Source organism: Fibrivirga algicola (genome assembly GCF_011742925.1).
In the GTDB taxonomy this organism is placed as follows: Bacteria; Bacteroidota; Bacteroidia; order Cytophagales; family Spirosomataceae; genus Fibrella; species Fibrella algicola.
The window spans coordinates 16696-32480 of record NZ_WAEL01000003.1; the positions used below are offsets into that span (position 1 = coordinate 16696).

Here is a 15785-nt window from a genome sequence, read left to right on the forward strand (position 1 = left end):
CGGGTTAACCCGACGCAAATGACAGCGTATCGAAATAACTGTTCACCACGCGGGGGAGAAACGGATAGGGGCTAATCGTGTGTGCCATCATGTACAGGCCGAGCCGATGCAGCCCGAAGTCGAACGCGGCCAGTTCGAACCCACACCGAAACGCTTGCGCGTCGGCGTAGTGGCCAGTCAAGCTATGCAAACTGTGTTGGTAATAATCCAGGTACGTTTGGCGCAGGGCATAGCGATCTTCATCCAGCACAAAACACAACAGTTCCACGACATCGTACTGCGGTATATGAAACGTAGCCAGCTCCCAATCATACACGCACAAAGACAGCCCACCGGCTACGGTCTTGAAGCAGGTGTTCCGGGGATTGAAATCGTTGTGAACAAGCGTTTTAGGCAGCCGCTCCAGTTCTCGCCAGTAGTCTGGAATAGCTTGAATCACTTCCGCCAGTGTGGCTACCCGTTTGGGTGTATACAAATCAGGAAAAGATTCGGCCGCATTGTGGAGCAATGCCTTCCACAACGGCGTCAGCTTCAGCATATAGTCTCGCGAAGGGGCATCTGTCCAGTAAACGGTATTAATCGGGAGTTGCCTGTTCAGGTGCTGGGCGTGCCAACCGGCGAGTTGGTCAAGCGCCTGCCTGATAGGCTCGTCTGTCCAGGATTCGGGCGACATCACCGAGTTCAGCAGCGTTACCTCGTCGAGGTATTCCATTAGAATCAGGTACGTTCCGTTCGGCTCGTCAGCATAGACGCCGAAAATGTCGGGCTGAATATCGGCAGGTACGTGGCTGTATATCTCCAGCTCACGCCCGTGCGAATGGTAAAAGCCAGTCAGTTCGGCATAGGCTGGATAGACTTTGGCCAGTTGACCACCACAGGCTACGGCCAGCCCATACAACATAGCGGCCACCTCGCCACCGTGTGGCTTTATCTTCATCACCATCTTCCGGGTCTGACGTTGTCCATCTATGTCGACGTCGACGGTTAGGCCAAAATGCCCAATCGGCTTGTCGGAGACACCAGCAGTTAACACAGCCAGAATACTGGCCGAATTATCAATGCTGAATGGCTGGCAGTCGAACACCTGAATGGCTTTTTCAGGCGCATGCTGTTGCATCAGGCGCTCAACGAAAGGCGGGCTGAAATAGGTCGAGACAGTCATCTTAAACAGCATCTGGCGCACTAAAGCGCGTGTTTATTGGCTCCATCACGCGTACCGATTTAAAATAAAAGCAGGCGGTATCCGTCAATGACTGGTCGGTAATCTGTGCGTTTGGCCACGCGTCAGTAGCTGCTCCCTGCTCCTGAAGCAGATTCCAGAACACAAAACGGAGCGGTATTCGGTTGCTGCTAGCCGTCAGCAGACTACCCACCCGCCTAAACTCTTCCTGACTGGTATATTCGAAAATATTCGACATACTGGCTTTCGTGATCACTTGCCCCTCCTCCGACAGCAGGTACTCAACCGCCTCCCCATCAATACTGGTCAGCTTGTGCAGATTAGCACGCAACTGCGCGTAGTGTACCTCGCGGTAACAGGGAGGCAAAATTGCTTCAGGTAGTTGTGATGGCCCGAAAAAGAAAAAGCGGAAGAAGAAATTATGCCGTACCGGCGTGGTGGCAATCTGGCGACACAAACGGTTATAAAACGCCTCTCCCCCCGACTCCTCGGCATAGGTGAACAGCCTGGGGTCGCGACCTTTGCTGAGGTTAGCCTCGTCGAAATAGTGAATGAATTGTTCCTGAAAAGATGTATCGTGCAACTGATCGCCAAAAAACGCCCATTGCGCGCCGACGTGGTCAAACTGCACAAGCCGACGTAGTTTCTGCTGCGTATCAGCATCCAGCGTGTCTAGAAAGCCCGTTATGTACGCTTCCAGCTTTCCAGCCAACAGAATACCTTCGGGGTGACTGTCGAAAAACGTGCGCCAGTATCCCAGATCGTCGGCGGGCAGTGTCGTACGGAGTTCGGCAAAAGCCTTGACTACACTATCAGGGCCATCGAAACCCAGCAAGCCCCGAAAAGCAGCATGGTCATGGTGCCGAATGACATGCATTTTCAGTCGCAGCAACCTGTTTTGCACCGGATTCAGATCAATGGCGACAACCCGTCGGGGATTTTTCAGGAGCATATTGAGGGCATTGCAGCCCGCTGAGGTAATCACCAATACCTCATCGTCTGGCTGCACATCAAGGGCTGTGCAGAGCGTCACGCTGTCTTCCCAAACAAGCGAATAGCGCAGGCGATCCAGCGCCACAGTATAAAACTCGGATTGCATCATCTAGGAGAGCTGTTCGTAACGAATTTTCGACAGGTGACGGGCATCAACGGGTAGTTCCGCCCTGAACTGAATGGTGGGACAAATACCGGCCGGGAAATGCTGATCCAGCACGTACCTGATGGCTGCTTCGGTGGCAGTTCCCTGCACGTAAATCGTAAAGTAATTTTCGCCGGAACGAGCCGCCACGCGTTCAACACCAGTGACTGCTGATAGCATGTGTTCGATCTGGTAATGCTGCACCCCCTGATGAATGCGCTCATTTCCCCGACGGCCGGTAAGGATGAACTGATTAGTTTCGTCGATATACCCAAAATCACCTGTCGCCAGCCAGTCGTTTCCGTTACTGGCCACATGATCACCTCGTACCTGGATTTCACCGACAGTATAAGACGTACCATTGGGCAGCGTAAGCAAGCCTTCTGGTCGGATAGTAACCTGGATGGCCGGATGTACGGTACCCACCGGATAGCCCGACCGGGGCGTTACGGACTGCTGCCGGGTATTACGGACAGCGATCGGTTCTGCCTCCGACGAGCCATAGATAACAAATAGGTCGGCCGCAGGAAAGTAGGGTTGCAGGCTATGTATCAACGTGTCGGGAACAGGTGACCCACCGATGCCAACAGCCCGGACATGAGTTATTTGCGCTGGATGGTCATTTAAGTAACGCAATAGATGCTGGAAGTAGTAAACATTTCCAGTAAGCGTATGTACCTGCTGACGAACCAACTGCGCCACAATCCGGGCCGGGTTCATCCGAGCCAGGCTGAACCCCGGCAAATCGGGCAGCACACTGACCGTACCAACCGCCAGGTTATGCAACAGAATATTGGGAAATAGGGGAAAATCACGCTGACCGACCCAGGGTGGAAACGACGCACTCAGGGCGTGATGTTGGGCCGTCAGGACTCGATGGCTCCGCCGAATTGCTTTCGGTTTGCCGGTTGACCCCGAACTATGTGAAATCAGTGCGGGTTGCTCGGGATCAACCAGTTGCGGCGGCAGGTACGTACCTGACCATGCCTTAAGCGGCGCTACCGGCACAAGTTGTAGCCGCAACAGCCTGGCCAGCCCGGCTAATAAAAGACCGGGCGCTTTTTGCACCATCACGCCCCTGATACCCGTCTGTTTCAGCAATGAAACAAGGTCGAACCGGGAAGCGTTGGCGGGCGGCAACACGGGAACAGCACCCTGCGCCATGATGGCCAGCAGACTACAGATCAGGTCGAAGGATACGGGCATAGCCAGCATCACGGACTGCCCCGGATGGATTCCCCGCTCCGTCAACTCATGACGAATCGCCGAAACACGCTCCAGTAGGGCGGCGCCCGTGTAGGTACGGGCCGACCCGCCTGCTTCAGTCCAGACGATCAGCTCCTGCGCGGCGTTTTCCAGCAGCTTGTCGTACAGGCACCCAAAAAAATTAGTTATCATCACGGCCGGGTTAACCCTGGTACTGAACAACGCCTACTGCTTACCGGTAAACGCGTGGAAGCGGGCCAGCAGCTGCTTCGATACAGGCCCTACCTGTCCGTCGGCAATTTGCAGATCACCGATATGCACAATGGGGAGCACTTTTTTATTAGTGCTGGTAGTGAATACCTCATTCGCTTCGTACAGATCAGAGAGCAGCACGGGGCGCTTTTCAAGCTGAAAATCAGCTTTGGCCAAGTCGAGGATTGTGCGGCGGGTTACACCATACAAAATGTTCCGGTTTGGCGTAACCAGCCGATTTCCTATGACCAGGAAGATATTGCTGCGGCTTAATTCGCTGATCTCGCCGTCTTTATGATACAGCACATCCTGCGCCCCCGCTTCCCGAATCGTACTGTTCAGCAGCATTACCCGCTTGTAGTCCGTCGATTTCACTTCGGCCATTTCACGCACGTACTCATCCAGAATTACCCGGATACCGCGTTCATACTGCCAGTCGGGCGTGGGATGAATGGGCTCCGAGAGAATAAGCAAGTTCGGTGTAACAATACTAATGCTGTCGGGCGCATAGCCACCCGTCATCAAAAACCGAAAGGCCACGTCAGGTTGCCCCGAACGCGCCAGCAAATCCATCAGGATGGGGTACGTCTGTTCTTTCGTTAAAGGCAACGGCAAGTTCATGCGCTCGGCCGACCGCTGAAACCGTGCCCAATACAGATCCCATTGAAAGGGTTTTCCACCATAGGTCAGAAAATAGTCGAACAGACCGTAGCCTCGCAATAAGCCGAGATCCGTAACGCCTACCCCAATCTGGTCGACGGGCGTAATGACTCCATTAAAGTAACCGTAGTAAGGCATCAGACAGGTAGGTTTGGCGCAGCGGACAAGAGCTGTTTTACACGACCAAATATAGATAGATGCACGGAGTAGCCAATTTTGGCCCACCGATAAACAGTGGATACCGGTATTTCACAAAAATTTAACGTTTAGTCAATACGCAATCAATCAATCGATTATCATATATAAGCCACCGTGATTCTGTAGCCTAGCCTGTATTTTAATAACTATCACAGCAATCGACTGTTATTAACACTAACTCTATCGAATTAATAGTTAATGTTCCCAACGAACTCATACACCACTCCGACGACTAAGCCATTGGTTGATGACGGGCCCCTGGCAGCTTCATCATCGACGGTTGTTATTCCAATCATCGAGGAGCAACTACAGGTCCGCACCGAGTGGGTTGAGACGGGACGGGTACGAGTTAGTAAAGAGGTGCACGAAGAGGTGCAAACTGTTGACGTGCCTGTTACACACGAAGTTGTTGATGTGCAGCGCGTGCCCATTAACCGGGTAGTCGACGCGGTACCTCTTTCCCGGCAGGAAGGCGACACCTTGGTATTACCAGTAGTTCGGGAAGAAGTAGTGACCAGCATTCGGCTTGTCCTGGTTGAGGAAGTTCGCATCACTCGCAAGCAGGAGCAGACTACAGACCGACAAACCGTTACTACGCGACAAGAGACCGTATCAGTCCATCGAATTAGGGGCGAAACGACCACCGATTCCGCACAAACAAAAGAGATTACCTAACGCTTTATCCAATTTTTCTTTTCATTTAACTCAACCCGATTATGGCACTCACAGTAGTAGGCGTATTTGATAGCACCAGCGATGCACAAGATGCAGTAGAGGCGCTGGTAAGCGACGGCTTTTCGCGCAACAGTATTGACCTGTCAACTGCCAGGGATGATAGTTACACCGACGGAAACTATGCGTCGAACACGGGTGATACATTTCCGGATCGCCACCAGAATACGAGCGGCACAGTTGCCGAAGAGGTGGTCGATGATACCAGAGATGTGACCTCACGAGTAGGAAACAGCATTCCCGACCGGCACCGCAATACCAGCGGTACCGCGGCCGAAGAGGTTGTTGATGATACCAAAGATGTTGGTAGCAGCATTGGCAATTTTTTCAGTTCACTGTTCGGTGGCAACGATGATGCCGACCGGTACTCTCGAGTTGCTGAGCGGAGTTCGATCGTCACGGTTCATGTTCAGTCGGAAGACGAGGCAGAACGAGCTGCCGATATTCTGGACGACAACGGTGCCGTTGATGTTGATGAGAAAGATGCCCAATTCAGTAATTCATATACGGGTCCTACCGACTATAGCGGTGCCTCTACAGTTGGCAATGGCTTAGGTGTAGCCGACCCAACCCTAACCACAGGTCGTGTCTCAGACGATGTGGTTCGTGACGGAGAGACCCTGTCTGTACCCGTTATTGAAGAAAACCTGCGAGTTGGTAAAGAAACCGTCGAAACAGGAGGTGTCCGGGTACGTAGCCGGATTGTTGAACGCCCTGTAGAAGAAAACGTACGGCTTCGTACCGAGCGTGTAGTTGTACAACGTAACCCGGTGGATCGCGCCGCGACCGATGCTGATTTTACCGCCTTCAAAGAGGGTGAAGTTGAATTGACTGAACACGCCGAACGCGCTGTGGTAGCTAAAGAAGCCCGCGTCGTGGAGGAAGTGACCGTTGGCAAGACTGTCGACGAGCACGACGAAGCGATCCACGACACCGTTCGCCGCACCGACGTTGAAGTTGACCAGTTGAATCCAACGTCAACGGATACCTACAGAACCACGGACGCGAACACGTCGGATCTGAATACTACGCACCGTGACAATGACGTTCGTACTTTATAATGCCGGATTTCGTATCCAAACCGTAATGCAGCCAGCCTCACTTGTGGGGTTGGCTGTCTTTTTTTTAAGGCTATTGCACCCCGTACTGCCGTTCAAACTCATCGACATAACTGCTGCCCACCGGTATTTCCTGCGTACCGATGAAGAGCCGGGTACGTTGAAAAGCGGTGATTTTAGGCAGTGCCACTATGAAGGATTTATGTACGCGACAAAAGAGTTTCTCAGGCAGTTTGGCTTCAATAGCTTTAAGCGTCAGGCGGCTTAAAATAGGCCGTGCCTGGGTAGTTGTGTAAATTTTCACGTAATCTTTCAGCCCCTCCACGTACAGCACATCGTCGTAAAAAATACGGATCTCCTGGTATTCAGAAAAGACGAAGAAGAAGGTTTGCTCAGGAGAAAGTGCCTCCTCAGCCGGTTCTTCTACGACCTCTGCTACGGCAGGCGGCTCAACAGGTCGATCCTGATGAACAACCTGGGTACGTCCCTGTCGCAGCAAAAACAGATCATATGCTTTAGAAACGGCCTTTATGAACCGTTCGAACGGAATCGGCTTCAGTAGGTAATCAACGACATCGAAGGTATAACCGTCCAGGGCATATTCTTCGTAGGCTGTCGTTAAGACCACCATCGGCGGGTTAGTCAGGGTGCGGAGAAACTGCAGCCCAGTTAACGTAGGCATTTGAATATCCAGAAAAATCAGGTCGACCTGACCCCGACGAATCAGGTCATAGGCGTCGAGCGGATTGCTGAACTGCCCCACCAGATTCAGAAACGGGATCTTCCGGATATCGTCGGCAATCAGTTCAAGCGCGAAGGGTTCATCATCAATGGCAATACAGCGCATTTTCAACGGTCAGTTAGGGGGTTGACTCCGTAAAAAGCGAAGCTACTTAAATACGCTGTAGTTTACGGCCGATGTGGCTTTTGCCTGATGCAGTTGCAGCACGATATGGACATGGAACTTCCCATCTTTGACCCCATACTCCAGCGTATGTCGATCCGGGTAGTGCAGTGCCAGCCGCTGTTTTACGTTGGCGATACCGATACCTGAATCTTCTGATGAGGCACCTGACGCCGCAAAAAGCGGGTTTACGACCGAGAACGACAGCGCAGATTCGCTTACATCCAGATCGATCTGAATGTGGCTGGCTTCCTGCCCGTGCAGTCCATATTTAAACGCATTCTCAACGAACGGAATGAAGAGCAACGGTTCAATCAATAAGCCATTTACCGGGCCATCGACGGTAAAATCGACCGTTTGCCGGTCGTTCAACCGCATTTGCTGGAGATCGATGTAATGGTGCAGATGCTCGATCTCTTTGGTCAGCGATACGTGGTCGCGCTGCGCCTGATAAAGCATGTACCGCAACAGTTGCGACAATTTCACTACGGCCTCCTCAGTCTGATCGGCCTTTTTGCGGGCCAGCCAGCGAATGTTGTTCAGTGTATTGAACAGAAAATGGGGACTAACCTGTAGTTTAAGCATGGCTAGCTCGGCCGATACTTTACCGAGAATCATTTGCTGCTGCTGGTCACGTACCTGGGCATGGTGCCGTCCCAGCGCAATGAGTGAGCTGAGCAGCATGACAAAACCAAACGACATAGACGCACTGAGCGCACCCGGCCAGGGACTGAATGACCGGCGCCGACCCTTGGGCGAATAATGAACGCCTGTATAGAAGGTATAAAAACAGGCCAGCTTCACGAGCACTACTACGAGTAACATAGCCAACAGTGTTACTACGAAGCGATTTACCTCCTGTTTGTTCAGCAGATTGGGCGTCAGTCTGTGCAGGTTATAGTAGAAGCAGCAGGCGATAACAATACCGGTCAGTAATTGAGACGTGCCAATACTAATGAGGTCTTGCTGATTCCAGAGGAAAGAGGGTAACGTAAGAAATGGCAGGCCAGCAAAGATGGCCCAACCTAATGCATGGAGCCAACCCTGATGATAGCGTTCGAGAACTTTCATAACGGAAGGTACACGTTTCTAATCAGTTAAATAAGAGCTGTCGACGTAGCGGTTTGATGTGCCGACAAGACGTACCTCACCCACGGTTGCGCTCCCGCGAAATGGGGTGCAATGGGCCGCAATCTGGTTACTACAGTACATTGCAGGGCAGGGCTGGGTGTTCGTTTGTCTTGTCGGCACAATACGGCTTTGTCTCTACACTCCTTTTTTGTAGTCAATTCGTGTAGCAACCTTTGTTGCATCAATTACACAATACGTTGACTATGAATCGTTTTATACATTCTCTCTTACTTCTCGGGATCCTTTCGCTCCCAACGCTATCAAATGCCCAGTTCGGCCCACCGGGTGGCGGCGGCATGGGCGGCGGTATGGGTGGCTGGGGAGGAGGCCAGCGCGGACAGCAGGACGACCGTAAAAAGAAAGAATTTGTACCGGGTGCCGACACTCCGGAAGCACCGAAGGGCTCAGGTAAAGTGAGCGGCGTACTAACCGACTCCACTACCGGCCAACCCGTTGAATATGCCACCATAGCCCTGATCAACGCTACAACCGGTAAGCCTGTTGATGGTGCCATCAGCGATGGTCGCGGTAAGTTCACGCTGAAGAATTTGCCCGAAGGCGAGTTCAAATTACAGTATTCATTTATTGGTTACCAGACGCGCAACTCAGCTCCGATCAAACTGGCCAAAAATGCCGACCTGAATTTAGGATCGGTGGTGCTGGCTCCCGACGTGCGGCTGCTGGGTGAAGTGACAGTAACGGGCCAGCGCGCCATGATTGAAGAAAAAGTGGATCGCCTGGTGTACAATGCCGAAAAAGACCTGACCGCACGGGGTGGCGACGCAGCCGATATTCTCCGGAAGGTGCCCATGCTTTCGATCGATCTCGATGGCAACGTGAGCCTCCGTGGCAGCAGCAATATTCGCGTACTCATCAATAACAAACCCAGCACGATCGTGGCGGCCAGCGTAGCCGACGCCCTCAAGCAACTACCCGCCGACCTGATCAAAAGTGTCGAGGTAATTACGAGCCCTTCAGCCAAGTATGATGCAGAAGGATCGGCTGGTATCATCAACATCGTTACCAAGAAAAATACGCTACGCGGCCTCACCCTTACCGGCGACGTCGGGGGCGGCACCCGGGGGTCGAACCTGGGGCTGAACGGATCATACCGGCAGGGTAAACTTGGCCTCACGCTGGGTGCCTACGGACGGGCTATGTACAACCGGGCCTCATCGACGCTTGACCAGACGACGCTGACCTCAGCGGGCCTGCAACGTACCATACAGCAGGGCAGCGCCAATGACCGCCCTCTGTTTGGTTCTTATTCGCTGGGTGGTGATTACGACCTGAAACCAAACGAATCGATTTCGGCCAGCCTCCGTTTTGGCACCCGGAATTTCGTGCAGGATCAGAATCAGCTCACCGACATGTACCTGAACAACGTGTACATGAACCGCACCAACCGCGATGTATCAAGCAAAAACCTGTCGAGCAGCATCGACGCTAACCTGGATTTCCTGCATACGTACAAACCGCAGCAGGAGCTGAGCCTGTCCGTACAGTTTAGCACGGCCGACGTAACTAATAACTTCACGGCCAACTTCCTGAACAGCGGCAACGAAATTCTGCGTAGACAGCGAAACCTGAATGACAACACCAACAAGGAAATGGTGTTCCAGGCCGATTACCAAACCCCACTGGGAACTCGTCAACTGTTGGAGATGGGCGGTAAAGCCACCATTCGTCAGGTCGACAGTGAGTTTGAGTACCTGGCCGCTACGGGCAACAGCGATGTATTCATCCCGGTATTGAACAACCCGGCCGGCTCACTCAATTACCAGCAGGCCGTTGAAGCCGGTTATTTCTCCTATACCTACGCCAGCCGCAGCAAATACACGGTAAAAGCAGGGGTACGTTACGAGCACACGGATATTGATGCATTTGGCAGCGATGGCAAACGGCTCGCCATTCCGGCCTACGGCAACCTAGTACCAAGCATCAACCTGTCGAAGCCAGTAAGCGCGAACACGACGTTAAAAGCCGCCTACAACCGGCGTATTCAACGTCCGGGTCTACAGCAACTGAACCCGAACGTAAACGCGGCCAACCCGCAGGATATCAACGTAGGGAATCCCTTGCTCAGCCCGGAATTAACGGACAACCTGGAGCTTAGCCTGAGCACGACGATCAAGAAAGTGTACCTGAATGCAAGCGTATTTGGTCGCCAGAGTACCAACGCCATCAATCAGATCCGCCTCCCATCCGATTCTATTCCCGGCGGTATCGTGACTACATACGGCAACGTTGGTCTGGAGCAAACAGTCGGCAGCAACGTGTTTGCCAACGTACAACTTACCGCCAAATGGAGCATCAACGGCGGCGTGGATATGTACTACCGGAGCATGGAAGGCCAGGTAGCTGGCCTCGACGGTCGGTCGATTACACAAAAGAACTCGGGCTTTGTACTGGGTGGACGTCTGATGACACAACTCATTCTGGGTAAAGGCTGGGGCATGCAGGCCAACAGCTTCGTCAGCGGCCCACGGGTGCAGCTGCAGGGGCAGCAGGGCGGTATGTACATGTATTCGCTGGGTGTACGGAAAGACTTCGCTAACAAGCAGGGTAGCATCGGTCTGGCAACCGAAAACTTCCTGGGTGGTGTACAGATGACCTCTACGTTCTCGTCACCGACGCTACAGCAGGAAAGCGTTACCCGCCGGTACAACCAGAATATTAAGCTGACGTTGAACTACCGCATCGGTAAAATGACCTTCGAACCCCGCAAACGGAAGAAAAACAACGGACCTAGTCAGGAAGACGACATGGGCCAGTAGCCTTATTCTTTTCTATCCCTCCTTATCGACCCCGCCCGGCCCCTTTTGTGCCGAAGCGGGGTCGAATGTTTTATACCCTATTTACTCCGTCTTTTCAGAACAACAGGTAGCCTTTACTGGTATTGTAGTACATTGACATACAAAGCGTTTACCCGCTTAGGCAAATTCGAGTAACTTAATGGGGTAGCTGACTTACTAGCCTATGGCCAGATTGTTCTACAGTCTTTTTTTGTCGTTGCTGCTGCCACTGGCTGCCTGGGCTACTCACCAGGTTGGCGGCCAGATCGAGATGCGCGCCGTTGGCGACGTACCCGGCCATTTTATCATTACGGTTACCAATTACCTCGAAGACAACAGCCGGGCAGCCGCCGTTACCTTTGCTCCACTGGGCATTTATCGCAAACGGGATAATAGCCAAATGGCCACGTATACCGCTTACGAAACAGGTCGGCGATCATCTATTATTTACGCCAACGCTTTTTGTGCAACGCAACGAAATCTGCGGTTTATTACGGCTACGTTCAGCGTCGATGTTCAGTTGGCTCCGTCGCAATATACCGACTCAGAAGGCTATTACATTTCGTACCAAACCCGCAACAGAAACGGAGGTATCGATAACATCATCAATCCTCAGCAGACTGGTTTCACCTTTTATATGGAGTTCCCGCCGCTGACTACTACCGGCAAGTACATCAATAATTCATCGCCCGAATTTGTACCGGTCAACGGTGAGTATGTGTGCCGGGGTGAGGCGTTTACGTATGCGTTTGGCGGTACTGACCCCGACGGCGACGAGTTGCGATATAGTATGTCGATTCCGCTTACACCCCGGAACAACAATGCCGTTGCGGCAGGGCCTTATCCAAATGTATCGTTTGCTTCGGGTTTCTCGGCCGATAATGCCATTCCGGGAAGCCCGTCGCTCCACATCAACGCACAAACCGGCCAACTTTCCGTTACAGCGTCTCAGGTTGGGTTATTCGTATTTGCCATTCGCGTGGATGAATACCGAAACGGGCAGAAGATTGGCGAGGTACGACGTGATTTTCAGTTGCTGGTCGTCGACTGCCCATCTGCCCAAAAACCGGACCCAACCGCTCAGATCCAGGGACAGCCGGTTACGGCAACCAAGGCTACACTCTGCCCCGGCGAATCGGCCACGCTGGTTTCGTCGTTGAACCCCGACTGGAACTACCAGTGGCAGCGTAACGGCGTAAACCTTGCCGACGCGACTAATAACAGCCTGATTGTTCAGGAACAGGGCGAATACACCGTGCGCGTTTCGCTGAAAAATGCCTGCACGCAGGTAGGCAGCGCCCAGAGCCTGACCATCAACTCGCTGAACACCGCTCCCATCCTGACACCCAAAGGACAGTTGTGCGCTACCGATGGTTCGGCCAGTCTACACCTGTCGTACGTACCCGACGTGCGCTATGAATGGCTCCGTGATGGACAACTTGTTCCGGGCGAAACCAGGGATTCGCTCGTCACGAACCAGCCGGGGGTTTTTCAGGCCCTGCTCACCCACGTTACGCTGGGCTGCCAGGTCAAAAGCGATCAGGTTAGGCTAGCCCGTGCACCAGCCGTGTTGGCTACCCTTGAAACGGGCAGCGGATTCAACCGGATTTGCCCTACTGACCCTGTATTACTCATCGGTAACGGCGGCATTCTCTACGCTTGGGCGCGAAACGGCTCACTAATCTCCGGCGAAGCAGGTGACCGCTACTCAACCCAGCTGACCGGTACTTACAGCCTCACGGCTACGGATACAAACGGGTGCAAAGGCACCGCATCTCCCCTTTCCCTGAGCGCCGTGCCACCTGTCAGACCCACCCTCGACAGCCTGCCTCCATTTTGTGGCACGACAGCCACCGCCCAGCAGCTACGGGGTAGCCCGGCTGGCGGTATCTACGACGGTACAGGTGTAGGGGCCGGCGTATTCTCGCCCGCCAGTGCCGGCATCGGGCAGCATACCGTTGCGTACATTGTTCGGCCCGCCCCCGAATGCAGTCCGGTCGTGGCCACCCGGCGGGCAATCGTATATCCGATTCCGACCATTGATCTGGCCGACGGTTTATTGACCTTCAGGGGTAACTCGCTGACCTTATCGCCGACGTTAACTGGCGGGCCAACTCAGTTTGTCTGGTCGCCGGGTACGTACCTGAAACGCACAACAACGGCCGAGGCCGAGATAGAATCCATTCAGAAGAGCATCACTTATACACTGCGTATTGCCAATGACGGGCGGTGTTCGGCCACCGACTCGATCCAAATCGATGTCGTTGACCGCCTCTACGTACCCGACGCATTCACCCCCAACGGTGATAACATGAACGACCGCTGGCAGCTGACCAATATTGAGGCCTATCCATTCGCCGACGTTACAGTCTTCAATCGCTGGGGAACCGTCATTTTCCACGCTCAGGGGACCGATCAACCGGTCTTTGATGGTCGGCTGGACGGTAGCGACGTACCTGATGGCGTGTATACCTACATCATTCGCCCCGACCCGAGGCTCCCTGCCCTGAAAGGCCGTTTGCTGCTTATGCGATGAGCGAACATTGTAGAAGAACCGGGCAGCCCTTACTTTACTGATACCCCCGCGCCTGTAGTGCAAACAGTTCGGCATAGCGCCCTTTCTGAGCCAGCAATTGCTCGTGCGACCCTATTTCGAGCAGCTTTCCGCCGTCCAGCACCAGAATTCGGTCGGCCATCCGGACGGTGCTAAAGCGGTGCGAAATGATGACTGACGCCTTACCCCGCGTTAAATCGGCGAACCGCTGAAACACATCGTATTCGGCTCGGGCATCAAGAGCAGCGGTGGGTTCGTCCAGAATGATCAGCTGCGCATCGCGCATATAAGCCCGACCCAGCGCCACCTTCTGCCATTCACCGCCCGACAGTTCAACGCCCTTATTGAAACTCTTACCCAATTGTTGCTGGTACCCGCCCGACAGCTTGGCGATTACTGAATCGGCCAGACTCCGCTGCGCCGATACCTCGATGCGCGGTTGATTGGTTCGCTCGTCGATGTCGCCCACCGCAATGTTTGTTCCCGCCGACATCTTAAAGCGGATATAATCCTGAAAAATAACACCGATGTTTTGTCGTAGATCGGCAAGGTCGTACTCGCGCAGGTCGTACCCATCGAGCAGAATACGGCCTTCGGCGGGGTCATAGAGGCGGGCCAGCAGCTTCACAAGCGTAGTTTTACCGGCTCCGTTCTCGCCCACCAGTGCCAGTTTCTCACCCATATTCAGCGTAAACGACAACCCACGCAATGCCCAGCGATCGGAGTTGGTGTATTTGAAGCCTACATTCTCGAAGGTAAACCCGTCGCGAATCGGCCGGGGAAACGGCAGCGGCGTTTTGGGCGAATGAATGGCCGGTTGAATGGCGAAGTAGTCGAACAGATCCTGCAGGTAGATGGCTTCCTGCGTCAGGCTGCTGAACTGGAGCAGAATGCCTTCCAGCGAACCACGCACCTGCCGGAACGAACCCGCCAGAAACGTAAGGTCACCCAGCGAGATTTGCCCTGTAACGGCCCGTTGCACAATCCAGACATAAGCCCCGTAATAACCCGCCGTGCCCAACGCCGTGAGCAACGTACCCCAGCCCGCCCGGCTAATAGCAATGGCCTGATTCTTTTTCAGGTATTCGTTCGACAGCGTGCGGAACCGATCGACAAGAAAGTTCGACAGACCGAATATCTTCACCTCCTTGGCCGTCTCGTCGCTGGCACCAACGTACCTGAGGTAATCAAGCTCACGGCGTTCAGGCGTCCAACTTCTTGATAACGAATAGCTTTTTCGGTTGAAATAATTGTCACCGATGAATGAAGGCGTCACGGCAATAGCAATCAGCAGCAACAGCCAGGGGTTGTATACGGCCAGGCCGACCGCCAGAAAACCAATGGAAATAACTTGCTGTACCTGCCCAAAAACGCCCGACAGCAGCACCGTACGGCCGGTGGTCTGTCGGCGGGCCCGTTCGAGTTTGTCGTAAAAAGTGGCATCTTCAAACTGCTCCAGGTCCAGCTCGGCAGCGTGTTCCATGATCCGGACCGAAGTAGCATTGGCAAATTTATCGCCCAGCAATCCGTCCATCAACGACACCGCCCGACCAATAGCCGTTGAGATAATGGCCAGCGCAAATTCGGCCGCCACCAGTTCCCATAGGTACGTTGTGTCACCGGTGCCTGCTACTTTGGTCAGATTTACCACCTGATCGATAATCAATTTGCCCACGTAGAGCGACAGGGCCGGAATAGCCGCCTGAATCAGGCGCAGCAGTGCGTTACCTACAAACAGCGCAGGCGACGTTTGCCACACAAGCCTGAAAAAGGCCGGCAGGTTGCCCAGTGCTGCAAAGCGTTCACGCCACGAAATATCTTCTTTTTTGTCCGTCGGCCCGGCGCCAGTCGGGCGGCCCGATGGGGCAGTAGTTGTTGGTATCATCTATAAAAAAGACAAGGCCAGTCCGGTATTGGTTCACCCCCGTTTTCTACTGGTTTAACCAGCCGCACCTGGAGCAGCCGATCCAGGTAAGT

General features: G+C 53.5%; 11 protein-coding genes. 4 read left to right on the forward strand and 7 right to left on the reverse strand.

Going from position 1 to position 15785, the window contains the following annotated elements:
- Window positions 1–4 precede the first annotated feature (4 nt).
- Genes F7231_RS08625 through F7231_RS08640 form a run of 4 tightly spaced genes read right to left on the reverse strand, consistent with a single transcriptional unit; the run spans window position 5 to window position 4574 of the window.
- A complete protein-coding gene (locus tag F7231_RS08625; RefSeq protein WP_229369807.1) occupies window positions 5–1174 on the reverse strand; it encodes an aminoglycoside phosphotransferase family protein in 1170 nt (389 codons plus the stop codon).
- Window positions 1164–2282 carry a DUF3419 family protein gene (locus F7231_RS08630; protein ID WP_166691629.1) on the reverse strand — a complete coding sequence of 373 codons (1119 nt, stop codon included), beginning with the start codon at window positions 2280–2282 and terminating at the stop codon, window positions 1164–1166. Before F7231_RS08630 ends, F7231_RS08625 begins: the two co-directional genes overlap by 11 nt.
- Complete coding sequence (locus tag F7231_RS08635; protein WP_166691630.1) at window positions 2283–3716, reverse strand: AMP-binding protein; 1434 nt, start codon at window positions 3714–3716, stop codon at window positions 2283–2285.
- A 33-nt stretch (window positions 3717–3749) separates the two neighbouring features.
- Entirely contained in the window at window positions 3750–4574 is an 825-nt protein-coding gene (locus tag F7231_RS08640) for an aminotransferase class IV (protein ID WP_166691631.1), read from the reverse strand.
- A gap of 258 nt (window positions 4575–4832) precedes the next feature.
- Here F7231_RS08640 and F7231_RS08645 point away from each other — a divergent pair, with 258 nt between their 5' ends.
- Together F7231_RS08645 and F7231_RS08650 are read left to right on the forward strand one after the other, a co-directional pair.
- Window positions 4833–5309 (forward strand): YsnF/AvaK domain-containing protein, encoded by a 477-nt coding sequence (locus tag F7231_RS08645; RefSeq protein ID WP_166691632.1) that lies wholly within the window; start codon window positions 4833–4835, stop codon window positions 5307–5309.
- 41 nt (window positions 5310–5350) lie between these two features.
- Window positions 5351–6427, forward strand: a complete 1077-nt coding sequence (locus F7231_RS08650) for a YsnF/AvaK domain-containing protein (RefSeq protein ID WP_166691633.1) — start codon at window positions 5351–5353, stop codon at window positions 6425–6427.
- A 70-nt stretch (window positions 6428–6497) separates the two neighbouring features.
- Here the strand turns inward: F7231_RS08650 and F7231_RS08655 are convergent, their stop codons facing one another.
- Entirely contained in the window at window positions 6498–7271 is a 774-nt protein-coding gene (locus F7231_RS08655) for a LytR/AlgR family response regulator transcription factor (protein ID WP_166691634.1), read from the reverse strand.
- 42 nt (window positions 7272–7313) lie between these two features.
- Window positions 7314–8399 (reverse strand): sensor histidine kinase, encoded by a 1086-nt coding sequence (locus F7231_RS08660; RefSeq protein WP_085410671.1) that lies wholly within the window; start codon window positions 8397–8399, stop codon window positions 7314–7316.
- Between the two features lie 263 nt (window positions 8400–8662).
- On the opposite strand from F7231_RS08660, the gene F7231_RS08665 reads away from it, so the two are divergent.
- Both F7231_RS08665 and F7231_RS08670 read left to right on the forward strand, forming a co-directional pair.
- Window positions 8663–11236, forward strand: a complete 2574-nt coding sequence (locus F7231_RS08665; protein WP_085410672.1) for a TonB-dependent receptor — start codon at window positions 8663–8665, stop codon at window positions 11234–11236.
- A 202-nt stretch (window positions 11237–11438) separates the two neighbouring features.
- The gene (locus F7231_RS08670) at window positions 11439–13790 is read left to right on the forward strand and encodes a T9SS type B sorting domain-containing protein (RefSeq protein WP_166691635.1); all 2352 of its coding nucleotides are present in this window, start codon (window positions 11439–11441) and stop codon (window positions 13788–13790) included.
- 34 nt (window positions 13791–13824) lie between these two features.
- Here the strand turns inward: F7231_RS08670 and F7231_RS08675 are convergent, their stop codons facing one another.
- Window positions 13825–15693, reverse strand: a complete 1869-nt coding sequence (locus tag F7231_RS08675) for an ABC transporter ATP-binding protein (RefSeq protein WP_085410674.1) — start codon at window positions 15691–15693, stop codon at window positions 13825–13827.
- Between the last annotated feature and the right edge of the window lie 92 nt (window positions 15694–15785).